Source organism: Leifsonia shinshuensis, from assembly GCF_014217625.1.
Taxonomy (GTDB): domain Bacteria; phylum Actinomycetota; class Actinomycetes; order Actinomycetales; family Microbacteriaceae; genus Leifsonia; species Leifsonia shinshuensis_A.
In genome coordinates this window covers 4185110-4201225 of sequence record NZ_CP043641.1, presented here as the reverse complement: position 1 = coordinate 4201225, position 16116 = coordinate 4185110, and the positions used below count along the sequence as shown (strand labels likewise).

Sequence of the window (16116 nt, the reverse complement as noted above, 5' to 3'; positions counted from 1 at the left end):
CCGCGCACGCCCAGGAAGGACCTCATCCCATGCGCGAAGTTTTCCAGCAGGAGCTGGCCGACGTTCAGGACCGTCTGGTCGAGATCGCCGAGCTTGTCGTCCGCTCGATCCGCAGCGCCACGGAGGCGTTCAACGAGTCGGACGTGTCCCTCGCCGAAGAGGTGATCGCCAACGACCACCGCATCGACGAGCTCACGGTGCTCCTGGACGAGCTCTCCATCCAGATCCTCGCCCGTCAGCAGCCGGTCGCCCGCGACCTCCGCATCGTCGTCAGCGCCCTGCGCATCAGCGCCTCGCTGGAGCGGATGGGCGACATGGCCGAGCACATCGCCCAGCTCGCCCGCTACCGCTTCCCGGACAAGGTGGTGCCGAAGAGCCTCCGCTCGACGTTCGCCGAGATGGGCCGCCTCGACGTGCAGATCGCCGAGAAGCTCGCCGAGCTGCTGCGCAGCCAGGACATCCGCCTCGCAGACGAGATCCGCAACGACGACGACGACATCGACGAGCTGCACGCCAGCGTGTTCGACAAGGTGCTCGGCGAGACCTGGAAGGGCCAGGCCGTGGACACCGTGGATGCGACGCTCGCGAGCCGCTACCACGAGCGCTTCGCCGACCACGCGGTCTCCATCGCCAAGAAGGTCCAGTACCTCGCCACGGGCGACTGGGCTCCGGAACTGGCCGGCTGAGGCCTCCCTCTCTCGACGCACACCGCCGAGCACGCGAATCGATCGCGTGCTCGGCGGTTCTGTCTTCCGCTCCTTCTTGCCGGATATCTGTTCTCGGATGTCAGACGCATTATGATGGACCGATCAGACGGCGATCTCGTGGGGAGAGGTGCACATGGCGGGGCGGTCACCGGGAAGACGCAGAGCGAAGCTCGTCCGAATCGTGTCCGTGCCCGTGCTGCTGGCGGCGCTGGTCGCCGGCTTCCTGATCCTGAACGACGACGCCGCGCACCGCGTCGGCGATTTCCGGCCGACCGTGGGGTTGGTGAACGAAGACCTCGCCGCCGCGTTCAACGATCAGGAGTACGCGTTCGGCGCCTCCTTCGTCGACCGCATCTCGAAGGATTCCGAGTACAACTGGACGGTGGTCTCCCGGCCCGTCGCAGAGAAGGCCTACAAGGACGGATCGGTCGACGCCGTCCTGTACATCCCCCGGTCGTTCACACACGACATCCTGACGCTCCAGGAGACCAGCCCGACCAAGGCGACGGTCGAGTTCCGGCTCCGGCACCAGCCGGACGACAGTGCGGACCGGCTGCTGGAGAGCAGGATCCGCGGCATCGTGCACGACTTCAACCAGGGCGTCGTCACCATGTACTACGCCTCGCTCGCCGACAACATCGCCCAGGCCGACGGGCAGATGAGCGCCACACTCGGCATCCAGAAGGCGCTCATCGCCGCCCTCGCGTCGGACGTGCAGGAGCCGTTCTCGACCACCATGCCGAATTTCGAGAGCCTCATCGCGAGCGCGTCCGGCCTGAAGGACGTCAACGCCGCGACCATCGAAGCGCAGAAGGCCTACGCGACATCGGTGATTGACCTGCTCGCCAGCAACAGCGAAGCCCTCACAGGCCAGCTGCCGGGGATCGAGGCGTACGCCGACCGGCAGCAGGAGATCGCAGGGATCAACGCCGACAACAGCAACAGGGGAATCGCCGACCAGGCCGAGTCCGACCGCGATTTCTACGGCGACCAGTTCGATCGGTTCAGGACCGGGATGCTGTGCAGGCTGAGCGGCCCCGACGCGGCCGACGCACCTGAGGCCTGCCTGAACCCGGACGGCGCCGCTCCCCTGCCCCTGCAGCACCGGGTCGCCGAGCTCCGGCAGGCGATCGCACAGTTCTCCGACGGCCACGCGCTCTCCCTCGCCGGCATCGTCGACAGCCTCGACCAGAGGATCACCGGTCTGCGGGTCGTCGAGTATCTGTTGGATCCTTCGGCGCAGCCGACGCCCCCGGCTGGGCGCGACGCCCCATCGGTTCCGGCTGTGCCCCTGGAGCCGGCACAACCCACCGCGCCCGTCCACCCGGTGATCCTCCAACTCCTGCACGACGAGATCGTCGCACTGGAGGCCATCCGGGACTCCCTCGACCCGAGCACCGCACCGGCGCCCCTGTTCGAACCCGAGCTGGCGAACCTGGACGGCTGGTACGCGGACATGCTCAACACCGTCACGAACGCCGCCCTGACGCCCAACGCGGTCAACTCCCTCGAAGTCCAGGACTGGAGCGCGTACGCGCCAGACGCCTCCGGGGTGTACGTCGACACCAGCGATCAACTGACCAACGACATCACCGCGTTCATCACGCAGTCCACGGAGACCAGCGCCAGGCTCACCACCGCCTCAACGACGGTCCCCGACAACTCCAGCCAATTCGAGGCGCTCCTCCAGAACTCGACCAGCACGTCCACGGGCGCCGAGAGGGTGCTCAACGGGGTGAACAAGCTGCTGTCCTCGGGGACCAACGGCCTCGCGGAGAACCAGGCCTACTACGCGAACTTCGCCACCGTCTTCGCAAACACGAGAACACCGGGCGTCGACACCGGCAACATCTACGCCTTCTTCTCCGCCCCGATCGACGCGAAGAACGTCACGGGCGAGCGGACGACCGGGTCAAGCGACGCCGACCCCGCCGGACTTCTGGACCTGAAGTGGTTGATCGTCTTCGCAGGAGGACTGGTCGCCGGCACGCTCGCGACGGCGCTCGGCACCGCGTTCCGGAAGCGGAAGAAGGCCTGACCTCGAGGTGACTCTGGTTCAGGGGTGAGCTGCAGATGCTCGGTCGCGAGTCATCCATAGTCTTCACCTCGGTCACAAAGCGCTGATTGCATGAGGCACCACACCCCGAAGGCAGCCAGCAGGAAAGCGACGTACTGCATCGGTATTCCGAAGAGGGTGTGTCGGTTTCTTCGAGGGATGCCGGCTGGGCTGGCCCGGGCCGCAAGAGAATCGGCCGCGCACAACAAGGTCGTCCGGCTGCGCAGGGCGTTGGGCCCTGGCGGCGACATTGCGCCGGCATACCTCGACAGCCAGACCGGTGCGACTAGGACCGGGCCGCACGTCTGAGAGTGATACGGACTCGTTCAGTCGTTCGGCTGGGAGTACCCCACATACACGGATACGGACGGCGAGGCGTCGCGATGCACGACGTGCACGAAGGGTGAGTTGATCACCAGACCGTTCGCGTCCAGGATCCCGAGAAGCTGCGCGTAGACCTGTTCGGTCCGGTTCTCGAAATCGCCGCCCACCACCCCGTGCAACAGAGGGGACATCTCGAAGTACGAATGGAAGAACAGCCCGGGTTCGTCATCGAACGTGCCCTGCCGAATGGGGAGGAACATCTCGATATCGACAACCTCGTCCAGGGGTACGTTGTTCAGACTGTAGAAGAAGGGACCCTGCGGGTCGTATCCCCTCTTCGCAATCGCCGACGCGAACTCCTCGAACCGCGCGGCCAGCTCGCTGAAGTGAAACGTCTCACGAGAACTCACCACGTTCTGGTAGGCCAGCCTCTCTCCGAATGCCACTCGTTGCTGAGGGGCCTCCTCCATCACGGCTTCTCCGCTTCGACGTAGAGGTCCAGCATCGTGTCGCCGTAGACGTCGAGGATGACGTGATAAATGGTCTCGACTCGGAATCCCGCTGCGGTTACGGCTTCGGCGATCTCTGCGTACGGCACAGGCTCCTCGACGTCGACGTGCCTGTAGAAGAACTTCGTGTCGAGATCGATCCGCTCGCGAAACTCGAAACCGGTCCCCTCGGCTCCCACGAGGTTCACGCGGTTGCCCAGAGTCGTCATGATCGTGAACTCACGCGAATCGGGGAGCCCGCGAAAGACCATCGGGCCTGTCGTGTAATAGCCATTGCTCACCAGCGCGCGCCGGAAGTCATCGACGGTGTCGTCGATGATCTCCAGCAACTCATCGCCGTGGCGAAGATCCATTCTCAAACTGACGACATTGTTCAAACTCAACTCGCGACGGCTCAACTCCACTCGCGACCTTCCTTCCGTCACTCTTCTTCATCGCCTAAAAGCGCAGGTATTTGGCCAGGACCCAGAACGCGGCTATCGCCACCACGATCCCCACCAGCCAGAGAACGACCTTCCGCGTCAGCCTGCGCCGCTCCTGCGCCGGCATCCTCGGGGGACGCACCTCCCAATAGACGCGATCCTTCAACTTCAGATACGCGAGATACGAAAACTCCACCGGAAGACTCGGCAGCACACACGCGAAGAAGATCAGCCCGATTGCTCCGAGAGCATTGGTCAGGTACTGGCCCGATGTCAACAGGTTCGGCACCACCGCGATCACACCGAACGTGATCCATAAGATCTTCGATCGCCTGGATTTGGACACGGCCAAATAGTTGCCGATCGTGCGTTTCTCCGAATGGCCCGCGCGCAAACGGCGTCGCAGCCGAATCACGTGGACCGCAGTCGCGCTCACCACAATCGCCGATGCCACGACGCAGCTGACGATGAATACCTCTGCACGGTACTCGTCCTCGTTACTGTCGATGAACGTCACCATGGGGAGGGTAAGCAGGCAGACGCTGTAAACCATCACGAGCGCACCGAACGCCATCACGATCGAGAACATCGCCTGGAACCGGAACAACAGGCTCCTGAACACGGACAGGATCAATACAACGACGCTCAATCCGATGAGCACTAGATTCACGTCGCGGAAGAACCACAGCGCTTCGTGGCCTCGGACGCCGCCCGGTGGGTTGAAGAAGTAGCTCAAGATACCTAGCAGGACGATATTCAGGATCGACAATGCAGCGAGTTGACGCAGGGATCCGCGCGAATTGGCCAGAGCCTGAAAGTAAGCGCGATTAGCATCCTCACGAGTGGATTGGTGGTTCACGCGATCTGTCACAATCTCACCGGTATGCCTTTTTCATCGCGTCTTTGGCGGCATCCGTCGCGGAGGCACCGCCCCAGAGAGGCAGATCCAACACAACTCCGACGAACAGTCCGACGCCCGCTCCCACCACGGTGCCAAGCGGGGGCAAGAAGAACGACCCGGCCACTGCTCCAACGCCGGCGGAAACGGCAGCGCTTGCCAAGTCGACTCCGGTATCCACCGCAAAGTCCGCTCCGTCGTACTCCTGGGCACCGTCACGGAAGTACGTATCGGCGTTGCCTGCAACCGTCAGCAGGGTGCCTGCCGCGCCGAGCCCCTTACCGAGCTTGCCGATCTTGGAGGCGTCTTTCCACCCGTGGAAGTCATCGACAGGGCTGGCCAGGCCTCGCACACCGGCCCCGATCGGCTGCCTGTAGTGGTCGATGCGTACCCCGGTGGCCTCATTGAAGCGATTGCCCTGACGGAAGATGAAACCCTTCTGCACCAGGCCGTTGGACTCGAAGAGGTACCGTTCGCCCCACCGCACCCGGCCCTGTGCGTCCTTGGTGAGCTGCTTGTCGCCCAGGAAATTGAGGATGTCCCGCCTGGTCGCCAGCGCCCCGACCCCGGAACCGAGAGTACCGGCGACGCTGAGCCGGATCTTGGTGTTGTCGAGCTGGTTCAGAAGCGCGATGGTGTCGCCGGTGACCGCAGCGAGGTTGTCCAGCCTGTCCAGAAACAGGCCCTTCGTCGCAGAGTCGAACTGCTGCAGCGCCTGTATCCTGCCCTCCAGATCACGAACATCGGTCTTCAACTGATCAAGCACCAGCTCCAGCTGCACGTTCTTGGCTGTGAGCGCCTCCGACAACCCGGGCACCGCCGTCGAGGAGTCCGCGGCAACACGGTTGACGTCGATCTGATGCACGGTCGCGTCCCGCTGGCGCTTGGACGCCGCTAGTTGCTTCTTCAGCTCGTCTTCCTTCAGAACCCCGAAGGCGCTGATCTTGGAGTCTTCCGCCGTGAACTTCTCCAGATCGCCTCGAACCGACTCGAGCTCATTTCTCGCATCGGTGATACAGGGAGCGATGACCGACGCGAACAATGCGCGAACGGCGGAGTATCCCTTGCCCGAGAGTTGTCCGCCCACGAGCCTGCTCGTCAAATGGCCTGTCGCCTTCTGCGTCGCGTCGAGAACCGAAGTGGCGGCCGCGAGGTTGGCCGACAGTGCGTCCCTCACGCTGCTCGAATCGGCGGAATTGTAGATCAACCCCACGTTGCACCTGCCTTCTCCGCACGCAGGCGCTCCAACTCCGCCTCCGACTCCAAGCGCACCTCGCGCGCCGTCTCTTCCAACAGCTCGACCATTTCGCTTGCGAGCTGCCTCACGTACGCATCGACTTCTCTTCGCGCCGCTAAGCCTTTGTGAACGAAGTAGTTCTTCGTACCGATGTCGTGCGCGGCATGCTCATAGAGAGCCGACTCGGCCCGCATGACCTCCCGATACGCTTCCCATTCCTGCTCGAGATGACGAATCGTCGAGAGCTGCGCCATAGCGCGGCTCTCGCAGGCAGCGATTTTCTGGGCGAGCTCACCGGGGCTCGATGAGGAGGGACTGTTCATCGTGCTTCGCACCAGGCTCCGGCGTCCCCGCTATCGCGCTCCTCGATCTCCGTCGCGAGAGCCGTGACGTTTCCGGCCTGCTTCTTCACACCGGAAACCAACTCGGAAATGCTGTCCAGGATCGAATTCGCGACAGTCGCCCCATCCACGGTGCTAGAGACGTTGCTTGTCCCCACCGTGGCCTGCTGAGCTCGCCCCACGACTTCCACCTGCGCGAAACCCGACGCCGCTTCCTGCGCCGCACCGACATTCGATGAAACCTTCACGGCTTCTTCCCCCGATCCTTGCTTGCCAGTCTCCGAAGCTCGAAGAACGGGTCCCTGGGGTTCCCCGCAGCGTCACCGCCGCCGGCGTCATCCGACACCTCGGGAATCGCCGTCAGGGATTCGGCGAAGTGATTCGCCTCAGGCTTCATCACCCGTCGCCCGTTCTCCATCTGATCCAGGAGGTTCTCGAGGAAGGACGTGTCGGCGTCGTCCGTGTAACCCTCGAACACGACCTGCTGGATCGCGTCGACGAGGATCGGGAAGGTCTCCTGATCCGGCGCCTCGCCGAAGGGGTGCGGTGCCACCAGATAGCGGGGAACCACCTCAGTGCGCTCCTTATCCGGCCGGAAGGCCCCGCGCGCGAGGACCACGAACAAACCGGAGACACCCGGCGTCTCCAGCCGAACAATCGATCCCAAACCCAGCAGCCCGCCCTGGAGTTCCAACGACACCATCACTCTTCGCTTTCGCTCACCGTCGGCACGACGATCTGAAAGAGCTCGTCATCCGTGAACGAGTGCAACACGTTCTTCGCCTGCGCCTCCCTCTTCACGGAGGGCGGCAGGTTGTCGACGAACCGTTGCGCGCTCAGATCTCCGCCGAAGAGGATCCGGTCGACGTTCTCCTTCACGGTGGCGACGAAGCCGAAGGCGCTGTTCAGCTTCGACATGTGATCCAGGACGATCACCTGGGTGCTCGTGCCACCGCCGCCCAGAAGGTCGGCGACCTGGTCCATCGTGAGCATCGCTTTGTCGAAGACATCCGCTGCACCGTTGATCACGACACAGCGCCGGACCTCCGACCCCTTCTCCGCCAGATCGGTCAGTGCCGCCTTCACCGCAGCGGAGTGACTCTTGAGCAACGCCTTGCCCACATACAACGACGCGGTCGAAGCCAGGCTCGGCTCCAACGCACCGCTCGCGTCGATCACGACGAGGTCGCTGCCGGCCACTACCTCGGCGATTTGACCGATCAGGAACGGATACAGCAGAGCAGACTGCCTCGACGTCTCGGGGAAGATCGCAAGCGCGTCCCCTCGGAACAGCTCGAAGCTCTCGGAAGCGGCGCTGGCCTTGTTCAATCCCAACAGGAGCGAATGCGGCGACCGCGTAACCCCGACGCCGAACGAATCCGTGCTGACTTCCGGTGGCACCATCGGAATCTTGCTCGGCCGCTCGCTCGTCCACCCCGCGTCCAAGGCAGCGACCTGCTGTTCGAGCGCCGCAAGTGTTGCTGCACTGTCGTCGCCCGGTGCCGGGAGGTAGATCTGAATCGCCGTGGGCCGGTCAATCAAGAGCTGACCCCGACCTGGGATGTCGGCTTGCGTCAGCCGCTCCCTGCCCATCACCTGCGCGAGGTCGCTCTCGTCATTCACGTACAGGCAGAGCTTCGTCGGGATGTTGCTCAACATGTTCATGCGCACGCCGCCTACGCGGCTCGCGCTCATCACGAGGAACACGCCCAGCGCGGAGCCCTCCCGCAACACCTGCAGCAGGAGCGAGTCGATCGCATCCTTGCGTCGATCGTTCGCCGTCAGATTGTCGTAGCCGTCGAGCACGTTCAGAACGACCGGCAGATCACCGCCGGTTTTCGCCCGGTACTGCTCGAGATTCGCGACCCCGGCTTGCTTGAACAACTGTTTGCGAATGCCTAGGGTGTCCGCAACGGAGTCCATCATCTTGCCGAGCTTCTCGGCCTCTTCGAGCGTGACGATGTCCGCCACCTGCGGAAGATCTCGGAGGGGCAGAAGTCCGTTGTTGCCGAAATCGATGAGATTGACATGAATTCGGTCGGGAGTGCAGGTCGTGGCGAGGTTCACGACGAGCGTCTGCAGCGCCGTCGACTTGCCGTACCCGGGGCTGCCGAAGACGACCGTGTGACCCTCACGCATGAGGTCGAACTCGTAGTTCTCCTGCGCCTGGTGCGCCGGAATGTCGAGGAGCCCCAGAGGCACACGCAATCCGATTCCCGGCTCTGAGGGGGACGAGAGGATGCGCCCCGCCAGGCTCGGCAACCACGGCTTGTCCGGCTGCGTGAGCCCGCCACCCTGGAAGATGCCGGCGATCGTGTCGATGACCGCCTCCAGCTGCGAGGGCAGCTCGCTCGTGTCCTTGCCCTGCTCGACGTCCTCGTCGGGGTCGTAGAAGAGTTCGTATTGGCCGAGCTGGTTGATCGTGTAGATGCGCTCGTCCACCTTCTCGGTGACCTGTGCGTCCGGGTCGTAGGGCACCCCGGCGTAGCCGCTCTGGAAGAGTTCGTACACCTCGTTCTGGCCGACCTTCAGGTAGCCGCGGCCGGGGTTCGTGATGTGCGCGGCGTCCGTGGTCTTCAGCAGTTCGTTCGAGTCCTGCTCGCCCGCCATCTTCAGGGCGATCTTCGAGGTCGAGTTCGCCTCGATCTGGTCGTTCACGACGCCGCTCGGTTTCTGCGTCGCGAGGATCAGGTGCACGCCGAGGCTTCGGCCGATCCGGGCGACCGAGGTCAGCTCGTCCAAGAACTCCGGCACATTGGCCTTCAACTCGGCGAACTCGTCCGACACGAGCACCAGGTGCGGCAGCGGCTTCGTCGGGTACTTGACCTCCGGCTTCGGGTCGTGCCGTTGCTTGTACAGGGTCATGTAGGCGTTGATGCTGTTCACGCCGTAGACCGCGAACTCGCGCTGGCGCTTGTCGAGCTCCGCCTTGATGCTCGCCAGCGCTCGGGCCGTGCCCGCGCCGTCGAGGTTGGTGATGGCGCCCATGAAGTGCGGCAGCCGGTCGAGCGTGTTGGCGATGCCGCCGCCCTTCCAGTCGATGATGAGCATGCCCACGTCCTCTGGCGAGAAGTTGATCGCCAGGCCGATCAGGTACGTCGTCAGGAACTCCGACTTGCCCGAACCCGTGGTGCCGCCGACCAGCGCGTGCGGGCCGTGCGCACGCTCGTGCAGATCCCAGTACACGTGATCCGACTTGCCGCGCCAGCCGATCAGCGAACGGATGGACTTGTTCGGTTCGGCGCTCGCCCAGCGGTCGGCGATCCGCAGTTCGTCGACCGTCTTCACCTCGTACTGCTCCAGCAGGCTCAGCGCCTCCGGGACCGCGTTCTTCTCGACCTCCAGATGGTTCAGATTCGAGAGCTTGCGGAGCGAGTGCTCGAGGCCCCGAGGCGAAATGTACGGCGTGAACGGCGTCGCGACGTACACGCCGATGTCGGTCACGAGCTCGCCCGTGACGTGGTGCGGCGCCTGGATGAGGGCGGTCACCGTCTCGGGCAGCAGCTTCGCGTCCTCGCTGCACCAGATCACGGTGACGCCCAGCGCGCTCATGTCCTCGGCGAGCAGCTCGTTGATGCCGTGGCCGGCCAGGTGACGGTCGTCGGAGATGGTGAAGACGTAGTGCGGCGCGAACTGGGGCTTCTGCGTGCCCGCGTCCTTCAGGGCCTGCTTGCGCTTCTGGAGCAGCTGGTAGAAGCCGTTCAGCACCACGTCGCGCAGCCTGTCGTTGTGGACCAGACCGCGCAGGTTCAGCTCGTGCAGCGTGAAGTGCGGCAGCAGCCGCCACGCGCTCCACGTCTGCGTGTAGGCCTCCCGCGAGAGCAGGCTGATGAAGTTCACGTCCCGGTACGAGTGGAAGAAGGCCGTCTGGAACAGCAGCGACTGCAGGTGATCGGTGACGACGCCGGCAGGGCCGACGAACCCGAGCGTCTGGCCCACCAGCCCGAGCGGAGTCGGCACGTCACGTTGGGTCCGGAATCCCGCCGCGAGCTCCGATACGCGCTGCGCTTCGACGCTCGCGTCCTTCTCGCTCACGTCGGAGGACACCTTCACGGCGGAGGGGCGATCGGACAACCCCAGCGAGACGCGCAAGAAGTCCTTGTTGAACCGCTGCCGCTCGTAGATCCTCGGGTCGTACCGCTCGACCATGGCCGCGAGCTCCTGCGGGCTCGGCTGCTGATAGCGCTGCACGGCGCGCTCGTCGTCGTACGCCTGGGAGACCTGGGCGACGGTCCGCACGAGGTATCGGGTGTAGTCGTCCTCGGCCGTGAGCGCTGTCGCCGCGGCCTCCCGCCGCTCGGTGACGTACTGCGACACCGTGAACGACGCTGTCAGCAGGGTGGCCAGCCCCATGCCCAGCATCATCGCCGGGTTGCTCCCGATGACCATCGTCGTCACGCCGGAGGCCACGATCATGAAGAACGGCGGCACCACCATCCGCAGGAGCCGGTTCTTCGGTTTCGCGCCCGGCTTGTCCGGCCCCTGCAGGGCGAACTCCGCCTCCTCGACCTCCAGGTTCAGCTTCGGGGACCTCCGGTAGTCGGGAAAGTCCACCGGGAACTCCCGCTCCGGCGGCTGCACCAGCAGCGTCGCGTGATCGAACACCACGTCCGAACCGAAGGTGGTGAGCTTGAACTGCGTCGGCCGCTTCTCGAGGATGAAGCCGGCGGTCAGCACCACCGTGCCGACGTCGAGATCGCAGATCCGCCGCCCCGAGACCGCGACGCCGTCGACGTACACGAGCTGACCCCGCGCCTCCACGATCAGCGAGTCCTCGTGCACGATCAGCGTCGGCGACCCCGATGCGCGGATGCCGGCGTAAGGCACATCGCCGATCACGAGGCCAGTGCTCGTGTCGGTGACGAAACAGTCGGTGCGGGCGTCGGCGACGGGCACCACGACGCATTCGAGCGCGCCGACCGTTCTCCGTCCGGCGCCGATCAGCTCCCCGTCGACGTACAGGGCCTCGTTGATCACGCTGAACTTGTGGCTGTCGTGCTCGACGAACGGATGCTCGTCGGTGAGGGTCAGCCGGACGGCTCTCTCACCGTCGACCACGAACACGAGGAACAGCAGCTGACTCGGATCGAGCCGCGAGTCGAGGGCCGCACTCCGGACGCCCGCAAGCGGCTCCGTCTCGAACACGCTCATTCCGCCGCCGCCGTGTCGCTCGTGCCCTCCAGCTTCGACGTCAGCTCGTCGATGGCTTTCGCATACTCATCCAGGCGCTTCTGCTTCTCACCGCCGGCCATCTGGGAGTTCAGCTTCGTGGACTGGTACAGGTCGGTGTAGGCGAGCAAGGTGAGCTGATCGTCTCCGAGGTTCTGCGCGTAATCGAGGGCCTGCTCGAACTCACCGCGGCCGATCGCGATCCAGTAGTTCAGGGTGACGTCGTCGGACTTCTGGGAGATGGTGTTCAGGACCGCCTGCTTCTGCGTGACGGTGAGGTCGTCCAGGTTGACGCTCGACACCGCCAGCACATACTTCGCGGACGCCGGCAGCGAGGTGGCTGCGAAGCCTTCCAGCTCCGTCAACGTGCCGCCGTAGTCGTTCGCGAGGAATCGTGCCTGGGCGGCGACGACCGCGTCCTGGAGGCGGTTGTGATCTGCGGTCTGCCACGCGAACACGCCGGCGACCGCCGCGGCCGCCAGGCCGAACGCACCGACGAGCCGGTACCCCGCGTACCGGCGCTTCGGGACGCTGACCCTGCGAGACTCGACCTCCGCCTGCTCGGCTCTCAGCTGCGCGTCGATGAACGCGAACAGTTCGTCGGCCGTCGTCGTCTCCCGCACGGCGGTGGAGAACGCGTCCGGCAGGGCCGCCGCCCCGTCGAGGAGCTGCTCGAAGGCGATCTTCGGTCGGAACACGTGCAGCACCATCGCCCGCAGCGACGCCAGGAAGTGCGTCTCATCGAACGCCATCGGGGCGAGCATGCCCTGGAGGCCGCAGTGCACCACCCGGAGCAGCCCGCCGTTGAGATACACGTTGCCGGGGTGGATCACCGGCACGCGGAAGCCGTCGCGATAGCGGACGCACGCCACAAGCTTCTGGGCCAGCGACAGCCGATCCAGCCTGGTCCTGGCCCGGCCTACGGCGTCCCCGAAACTGATCTCGCCGTCGCTGAGGTCGTAGTCGAGCTCGAGCCCGGTGTCCGTCTCGCGCGCGTCGACGTAGCGGGAGATCACATCGAGGCACGCACCCCGGTAACCGTTCTTGTCCACGCTCGCGTGCAGCCGGCCGGAGCTCACCTCGAGCTCGAGAGCCGTTCCGTCCAACTCAATACGCATTACCTGGTCCCGTCACAATCTGAAGGCGGTCGCCGTTGGCGATCCCGAAAGAGGAGATGAAGTCGTGCCCGCTCACCGCGAGGGCCTTGTCTTCGAGCGCGAACGAGAATCCATCCGGCAGGACCGTCCCTTTCGCGGTGAACGCGTCCTGGATCAGCTGCCGCAGCCGGTCGAACCGGACAGCGGCGGGCACGAGGAGGTCGATCTGCCGGTGGGCGTACACGAGGGTGATCTCGATCACGACGTCAGCCGGCTTCGTCTGGCCCAGAATCGTCCCAGCACGATGCCCCCCACCAGAACCAGCGGCACTGCGACCACGAAGATCACGCTGAAGGGGACCGGGGACTGCTCGTGCTCCTCCGACGACGCCGCGATCACGTCGGAGGAGTAGCCCTCGAACAGCGCCGCCCTCACCGACTGAAACTGCTCGCCGGACGATCGGGTCGTGGCGAAGTCCAGCTGCTCGACGATGCCCAGGCGTTCAGCGGACTGAGACCGTTGCCGCTCCGCCCGCGCGGAGAGCCGGTCGGAGAACAGGCTGCTGCGAATCGGGAACTCCCCGGAGGAACCGGCCCCGACCGACTCATTGACGAGAACCGTCGTGTTCAGGCTCAGCCTGCCCGCGTCGTCGGAGTCGTCGGCGACGGCTGAGACGGCGGGCGGGCCGACGGTCAACACGACCGCAAGCGCGCCCGCCGCGAGACCGGCGCCGATGAGCCGGTCAGAAGCCGAAGCTCTGCGCATCCTGCGCGTCACGCTCGGCGATGGTGTCGGCGTACTTGTTCAGCTGCTCGTTGATGTTCACCAGGAGCTCCTCGAACTTCTTGACGCTCTCGTGCAGCTGGTTGTACTGCTCGAGATAGGCCTGGAAGGCCTGGCCCTTCCACTGCTCGGCGATGGTCGAGTTCATCTGGTTGACCTTCTGGATCGCCTGCTCGATCTCTTCCTTCGAGCGGGTGTAGACCTGAGCCTGCTGCTTCAGTTCTTCCGGCGTTACGCTGATCTGGCCCATGACACGTCTCCTATTTCGACACAAAAGCACTACCGCAGATACGGAGTATTTCGGTCGACGCTATAAGCGATGATCGCTTCGTGTCAAATCTCACACGTGAAATGTGGCCTATATGCCACATATCCACAGCCTCAGGCGAGCGGGATGCGCGCGGCGACCCTCCGCCGTGAGCCCGGCGCGCGCTCGACGAGCGCCAGTTCAGTGAGGGAGGCGTGGTCGCCCGGAGCGAGCGCGGCCGAGCGCTGGTCGCTCGCGTGCGGGCGGTAGCCGGTGCGGATGTGGCGCTGGTCGGCGATGACCGCGCCCGCGGCCTCCAGGGCGTCGACGCACGCGGCGTGCAGCGCGAGGAGCGCCGGCGACGGCCGCACCAGTGTGACCGGCACCGCCCGCCGATGGCCGAACGACGCACGGGCCCCGGCGACGACGGGGATGCGCGGCCCGTGCGGCAGCAGCGCGGCGATCGCGGGGGCCTCCAGCCCGGTCTGGAACGGCGGCACGACGGTCACGTGCAGCGGCCAGTCCCCCGCCGCGAACTCCCCCGGAACAACGACGTCGCCGCCGCGTTCCGGCAGGAACGCGACGACGACGAACGACGGGACGGTCGTGAGACCTACTTCTTGCCCTGGGCCGCGACCGCGGCGGCGCCGGCGGCGGCGGCCTCCGGGTCGAGGTACACGGCGGGCTCGATCGGCGCGAAGGTCTCGTCGAGCTTGTAGACCAGCGGGATGCCGGTCGGGATGTTGAGGTCGGCGATCTCCTCGTCGGAGATGCCGTCGAGGTGCTTCACGAGCGCGCGCAGCGAGTTGCCGTGCGCCGTGACCAGGACGGTCTTGCCCTCGGCGAGGCTGACGGTGATGTCGGACTCCCAGTACGGCAGCATCCGCGCGATGACGTCTTTCAGGCACTCGGTGCGCGGCAGGTCGTCGCCGAGGTCGGCGTAGCGCGGGTCGTTCGCCTGCGACCACTCGCTGTCGTCGGCGAGCGGCGGCGGCGGGACGTCGAACGAGCGGCGCCAGAGCTGGAACTGCTCCGGGCCGTACTTCTCCAGGGTCTCCGCCTTGTCGAGGCCCTGCAGCGCTCCGTAGTGTCGCTCGTTGAGACGCCAGGAGCGCTCGACCGGGATCCAGAGCCGGTCGGCCACGTCCAGCGCGATGTTCGCGGTCTGGATCGCGCGGGTGAGGACCGACGTGTAGAGGATGTCGGGGGTCAGGCCGGACTCGGCCAGGAGCTCGCCGGCGCGGGTGGCCTCGGCGACGCCCTGCTCGCTGAGCCGGACGTCGACCCAGCCGGTGAACAGGTTCTGCTGGTTCCACACACTGTTGCCGTGGCGGAGGAGGATCAAAGTGTAGGGGGTGGGCATGCGAATAATCTTGTCACATGCCCTCCCCGTCGTTCCGCCCGCCGGGCGTGGTCGGATCGGTGACGCGCGGCACCACCAACACGAACCGGCTGCGGAGGGTGGACCGCTGGATCGCCGCCCTCCCGGAACTGCGCCGCACGGGCGATCCGCTGGTGGTCGACCTCGGCTACGGCGCGAGCGGGGTGACGGCGTTCGAGCTGCAGCACCGGCTCGCGAAGGTCCGCCGGGACGTGGAAGTGCTCGGGCTGGAGATCGACCCCGGCCGGGTCGCCACGGCGCTGGCCCAGCTGGAGGACGTCCGCACCGGCAGCACAGGCTTCGACCCGCGGGCGCGGGTGGGCTTCGCCGTCGGCGGCTTCGAGGTGCCCCTTCCCGCCGGCCGGCACGCTGCGGTGATCCGGGCGTTCAACGTGCTGCGCCAGTATGACGAGTCGGAGGTCGCGGCCGCCTGGGAGCGGATGCTCGGCCGGCTGCAGCTCGGCGGCGCGCTCGTCGAAGGCACCTGCGACGAGATCGGGCGCATCGCCAGCTGGGTCACTCTCGACCGGACGGGACCGCAGACCTTCTCGATCTCGCTGCGGCTGCGGGAGCTCGACGCGCCGAGCGTCGTGGCCGAGCGGCTGCCCAAGGCGCTCATCCACCGGAACGTCCCCGGCGAGCGCGTCCACGCCTACCTCGCGGACCTCGACCGGCTCTGGCGGGTCCACTCGCCGCTCGCGGCGTACGGGCCGAAGCAGCGGTGGATGGCGGCGGCGCAGGGGATGCGCGACGCGGGCTGGCCGATCGTCGGGGGGCGCGCGCGGTGGCGGCTGGGGGAGCTCACCGTCGCGTGGGAGGCGGTCGCGCCGGCGTAGCCAACGGAGGAGATCCGCCGCGCAAAACCCGCCGAAGTCGATCAACGGAGGAGATCGGGACCTTGCGAGGGCCGATGTCCTCCGTTAGTTGCGGTGGACAGGGGTGGGG

At 65.7% G+C, this 16116-nt stretch carries 17 protein-coding genes; 3 read left to right on the top strand and 14 right to left on the bottom strand.

What is annotated here, in order from left to right; genetic code table 11:
* The first annotated feature begins 29 nt into the window (after window positions 1–29).
* Both phoU and F1C12_RS20450 read left to right on the top strand, forming a co-directional pair.
* Window positions 30–686: a phosphate signaling complex protein PhoU gene (gene phoU / locus F1C12_RS20455; protein ID WP_185276642.1), complete on the top strand. Its 657-nt coding sequence runs from the start codon at window positions 30–32 to the stop codon at window positions 684–686.
* Between the two features lie 208 nt (window positions 687–894).
* Entirely contained in the window at window positions 895–2745 is a 1851-nt protein-coding gene (locus F1C12_RS20450; RefSeq protein WP_185276641.1) for a hypothetical protein, read from the top strand.
* 344 nt (window positions 2746–3089) lie between these two features.
* Here F1C12_RS20450 and F1C12_RS20445 read toward each other — a convergent pair whose 3' ends face one another.
* From F1C12_RS20445 to F1C12_RS20380, 14 genes are all read right to left on the bottom strand, one after another.
* Window positions 3090–3557 carry a DUF5085 family protein gene (locus F1C12_RS20445; protein WP_185276640.1) on the bottom strand — a complete coding sequence of 156 codons (468 nt, stop codon included), beginning with the start codon at window positions 3555–3557 and terminating at the stop codon, window positions 3090–3092.
* Window positions 3557–4000 (bottom strand): hypothetical protein, encoded by a 444-nt coding sequence (locus F1C12_RS20440; RefSeq protein WP_258046038.1) that lies wholly within the window; start codon window positions 3998–4000, stop codon window positions 3557–3559. Before F1C12_RS20440 ends, F1C12_RS20445 begins: the two co-directional genes overlap by 1 nt.
* Window positions 4001–4034: 34 nt before the next feature.
* Entirely contained in the window at window positions 4035–4889 is an 855-nt protein-coding gene (locus tag F1C12_RS20435) for a hypothetical protein (protein ID WP_258046037.1), read from the bottom strand.
* Between the two features lie 4 nt (window positions 4890–4893).
* Complete coding sequence (locus F1C12_RS20430; RefSeq protein WP_185276639.1) at window positions 4894–6129, bottom strand: hypothetical protein; 1236 nt, start codon at window positions 6127–6129, stop codon at window positions 4894–4896.
* Window positions 6120–6407, bottom strand: coding sequence for a hypothetical protein (locus tag F1C12_RS20425; RefSeq protein WP_185276638.1), 288 nt, complete (start codon window positions 6405–6407; stop codon window positions 6120–6122). Before F1C12_RS20425 ends, F1C12_RS20430 begins: the two co-directional genes overlap by 10 nt.
* Before the next feature lie 65 nt (window positions 6408–6472).
* Window positions 6473–6742: a hypothetical protein gene (locus F1C12_RS20420; RefSeq protein ID WP_185276637.1), complete on the bottom strand. Its 270-nt coding sequence runs from the start codon at window positions 6740–6742 to the stop codon at window positions 6473–6475.
* Window positions 6739–7197, bottom strand: a complete 459-nt coding sequence (locus F1C12_RS20415; protein WP_258046036.1) for a DUF4176 domain-containing protein — start codon at window positions 7195–7197, stop codon at window positions 6739–6741. Before F1C12_RS20415 ends, F1C12_RS20420 begins: the two co-directional genes overlap by 4 nt.
* Window positions 7197–11645 (bottom strand): type VII secretion protein EssC, encoded by a 4449-nt coding sequence (gene essC / locus F1C12_RS20410; RefSeq protein WP_185276635.1) that lies wholly within the window; start codon window positions 11643–11645, stop codon window positions 7197–7199. The genes F1C12_RS20415 and essC overlap by 1 nt, the downstream gene beginning before the upstream one ends.
* Window positions 11642–12781, bottom strand: a complete 1140-nt coding sequence (gene essB, locus F1C12_RS20405) for a type VII secretion protein EssB (RefSeq protein WP_185276634.1) — start codon at window positions 12779–12781, stop codon at window positions 11642–11644. Before essB ends, essC begins: the two co-directional genes overlap by 4 nt.
* The gene (locus F1C12_RS20400) at window positions 12771–13022 is read right to left on the bottom strand and encodes an EsaB/YukD family protein (protein WP_185276633.1); all 252 of its coding nucleotides are present in this window, start codon (window positions 13020–13022) and stop codon (window positions 12771–12773) included. The genes essB and F1C12_RS20400 overlap by 11 nt, the downstream gene beginning before the upstream one ends.
* Window positions 13019–13537: a hypothetical protein gene (locus F1C12_RS20395; RefSeq protein WP_185276632.1), complete on the bottom strand. Its 519-nt coding sequence runs from the start codon at window positions 13535–13537 to the stop codon at window positions 13019–13021. The genes F1C12_RS20400 and F1C12_RS20395 overlap by 4 nt, the downstream gene beginning before the upstream one ends.
* Window positions 13503–13793: a WXG100 family type VII secretion target gene (locus tag F1C12_RS20390; RefSeq protein WP_179605143.1), complete on the bottom strand. Its 291-nt coding sequence runs from the start codon at window positions 13791–13793 to the stop codon at window positions 13503–13505. Before F1C12_RS20390 ends, F1C12_RS20395 begins: the two co-directional genes overlap by 35 nt.
* Before the next feature lie 131 nt (window positions 13794–13924).
* Complete coding sequence (locus F1C12_RS20385; protein ID WP_258046035.1) at window positions 13925–14299, bottom strand: hypothetical protein; 375 nt, start codon at window positions 14297–14299, stop codon at window positions 13925–13927.
* A 104-nt stretch (window positions 14300–14403) separates the two neighbouring features.
* Entirely contained in the window at window positions 14404–15153 is a 750-nt protein-coding gene (locus F1C12_RS20380; protein ID WP_185276631.1) for a phosphoglyceromutase, read from the bottom strand.
* 17 nt (window positions 15154–15170) lie between these two features.
* Between F1C12_RS20380 and F1C12_RS20375 the strand changes: the two genes are divergently transcribed.
* Complete coding sequence (locus F1C12_RS20375) at window positions 15171–16007, top strand: class I SAM-dependent methyltransferase (protein ID WP_185276630.1); 837 nt, start codon at window positions 15171–15173, stop codon at window positions 16005–16007.
* Window positions 16008–16116: the final 109 nt, after the last annotated feature.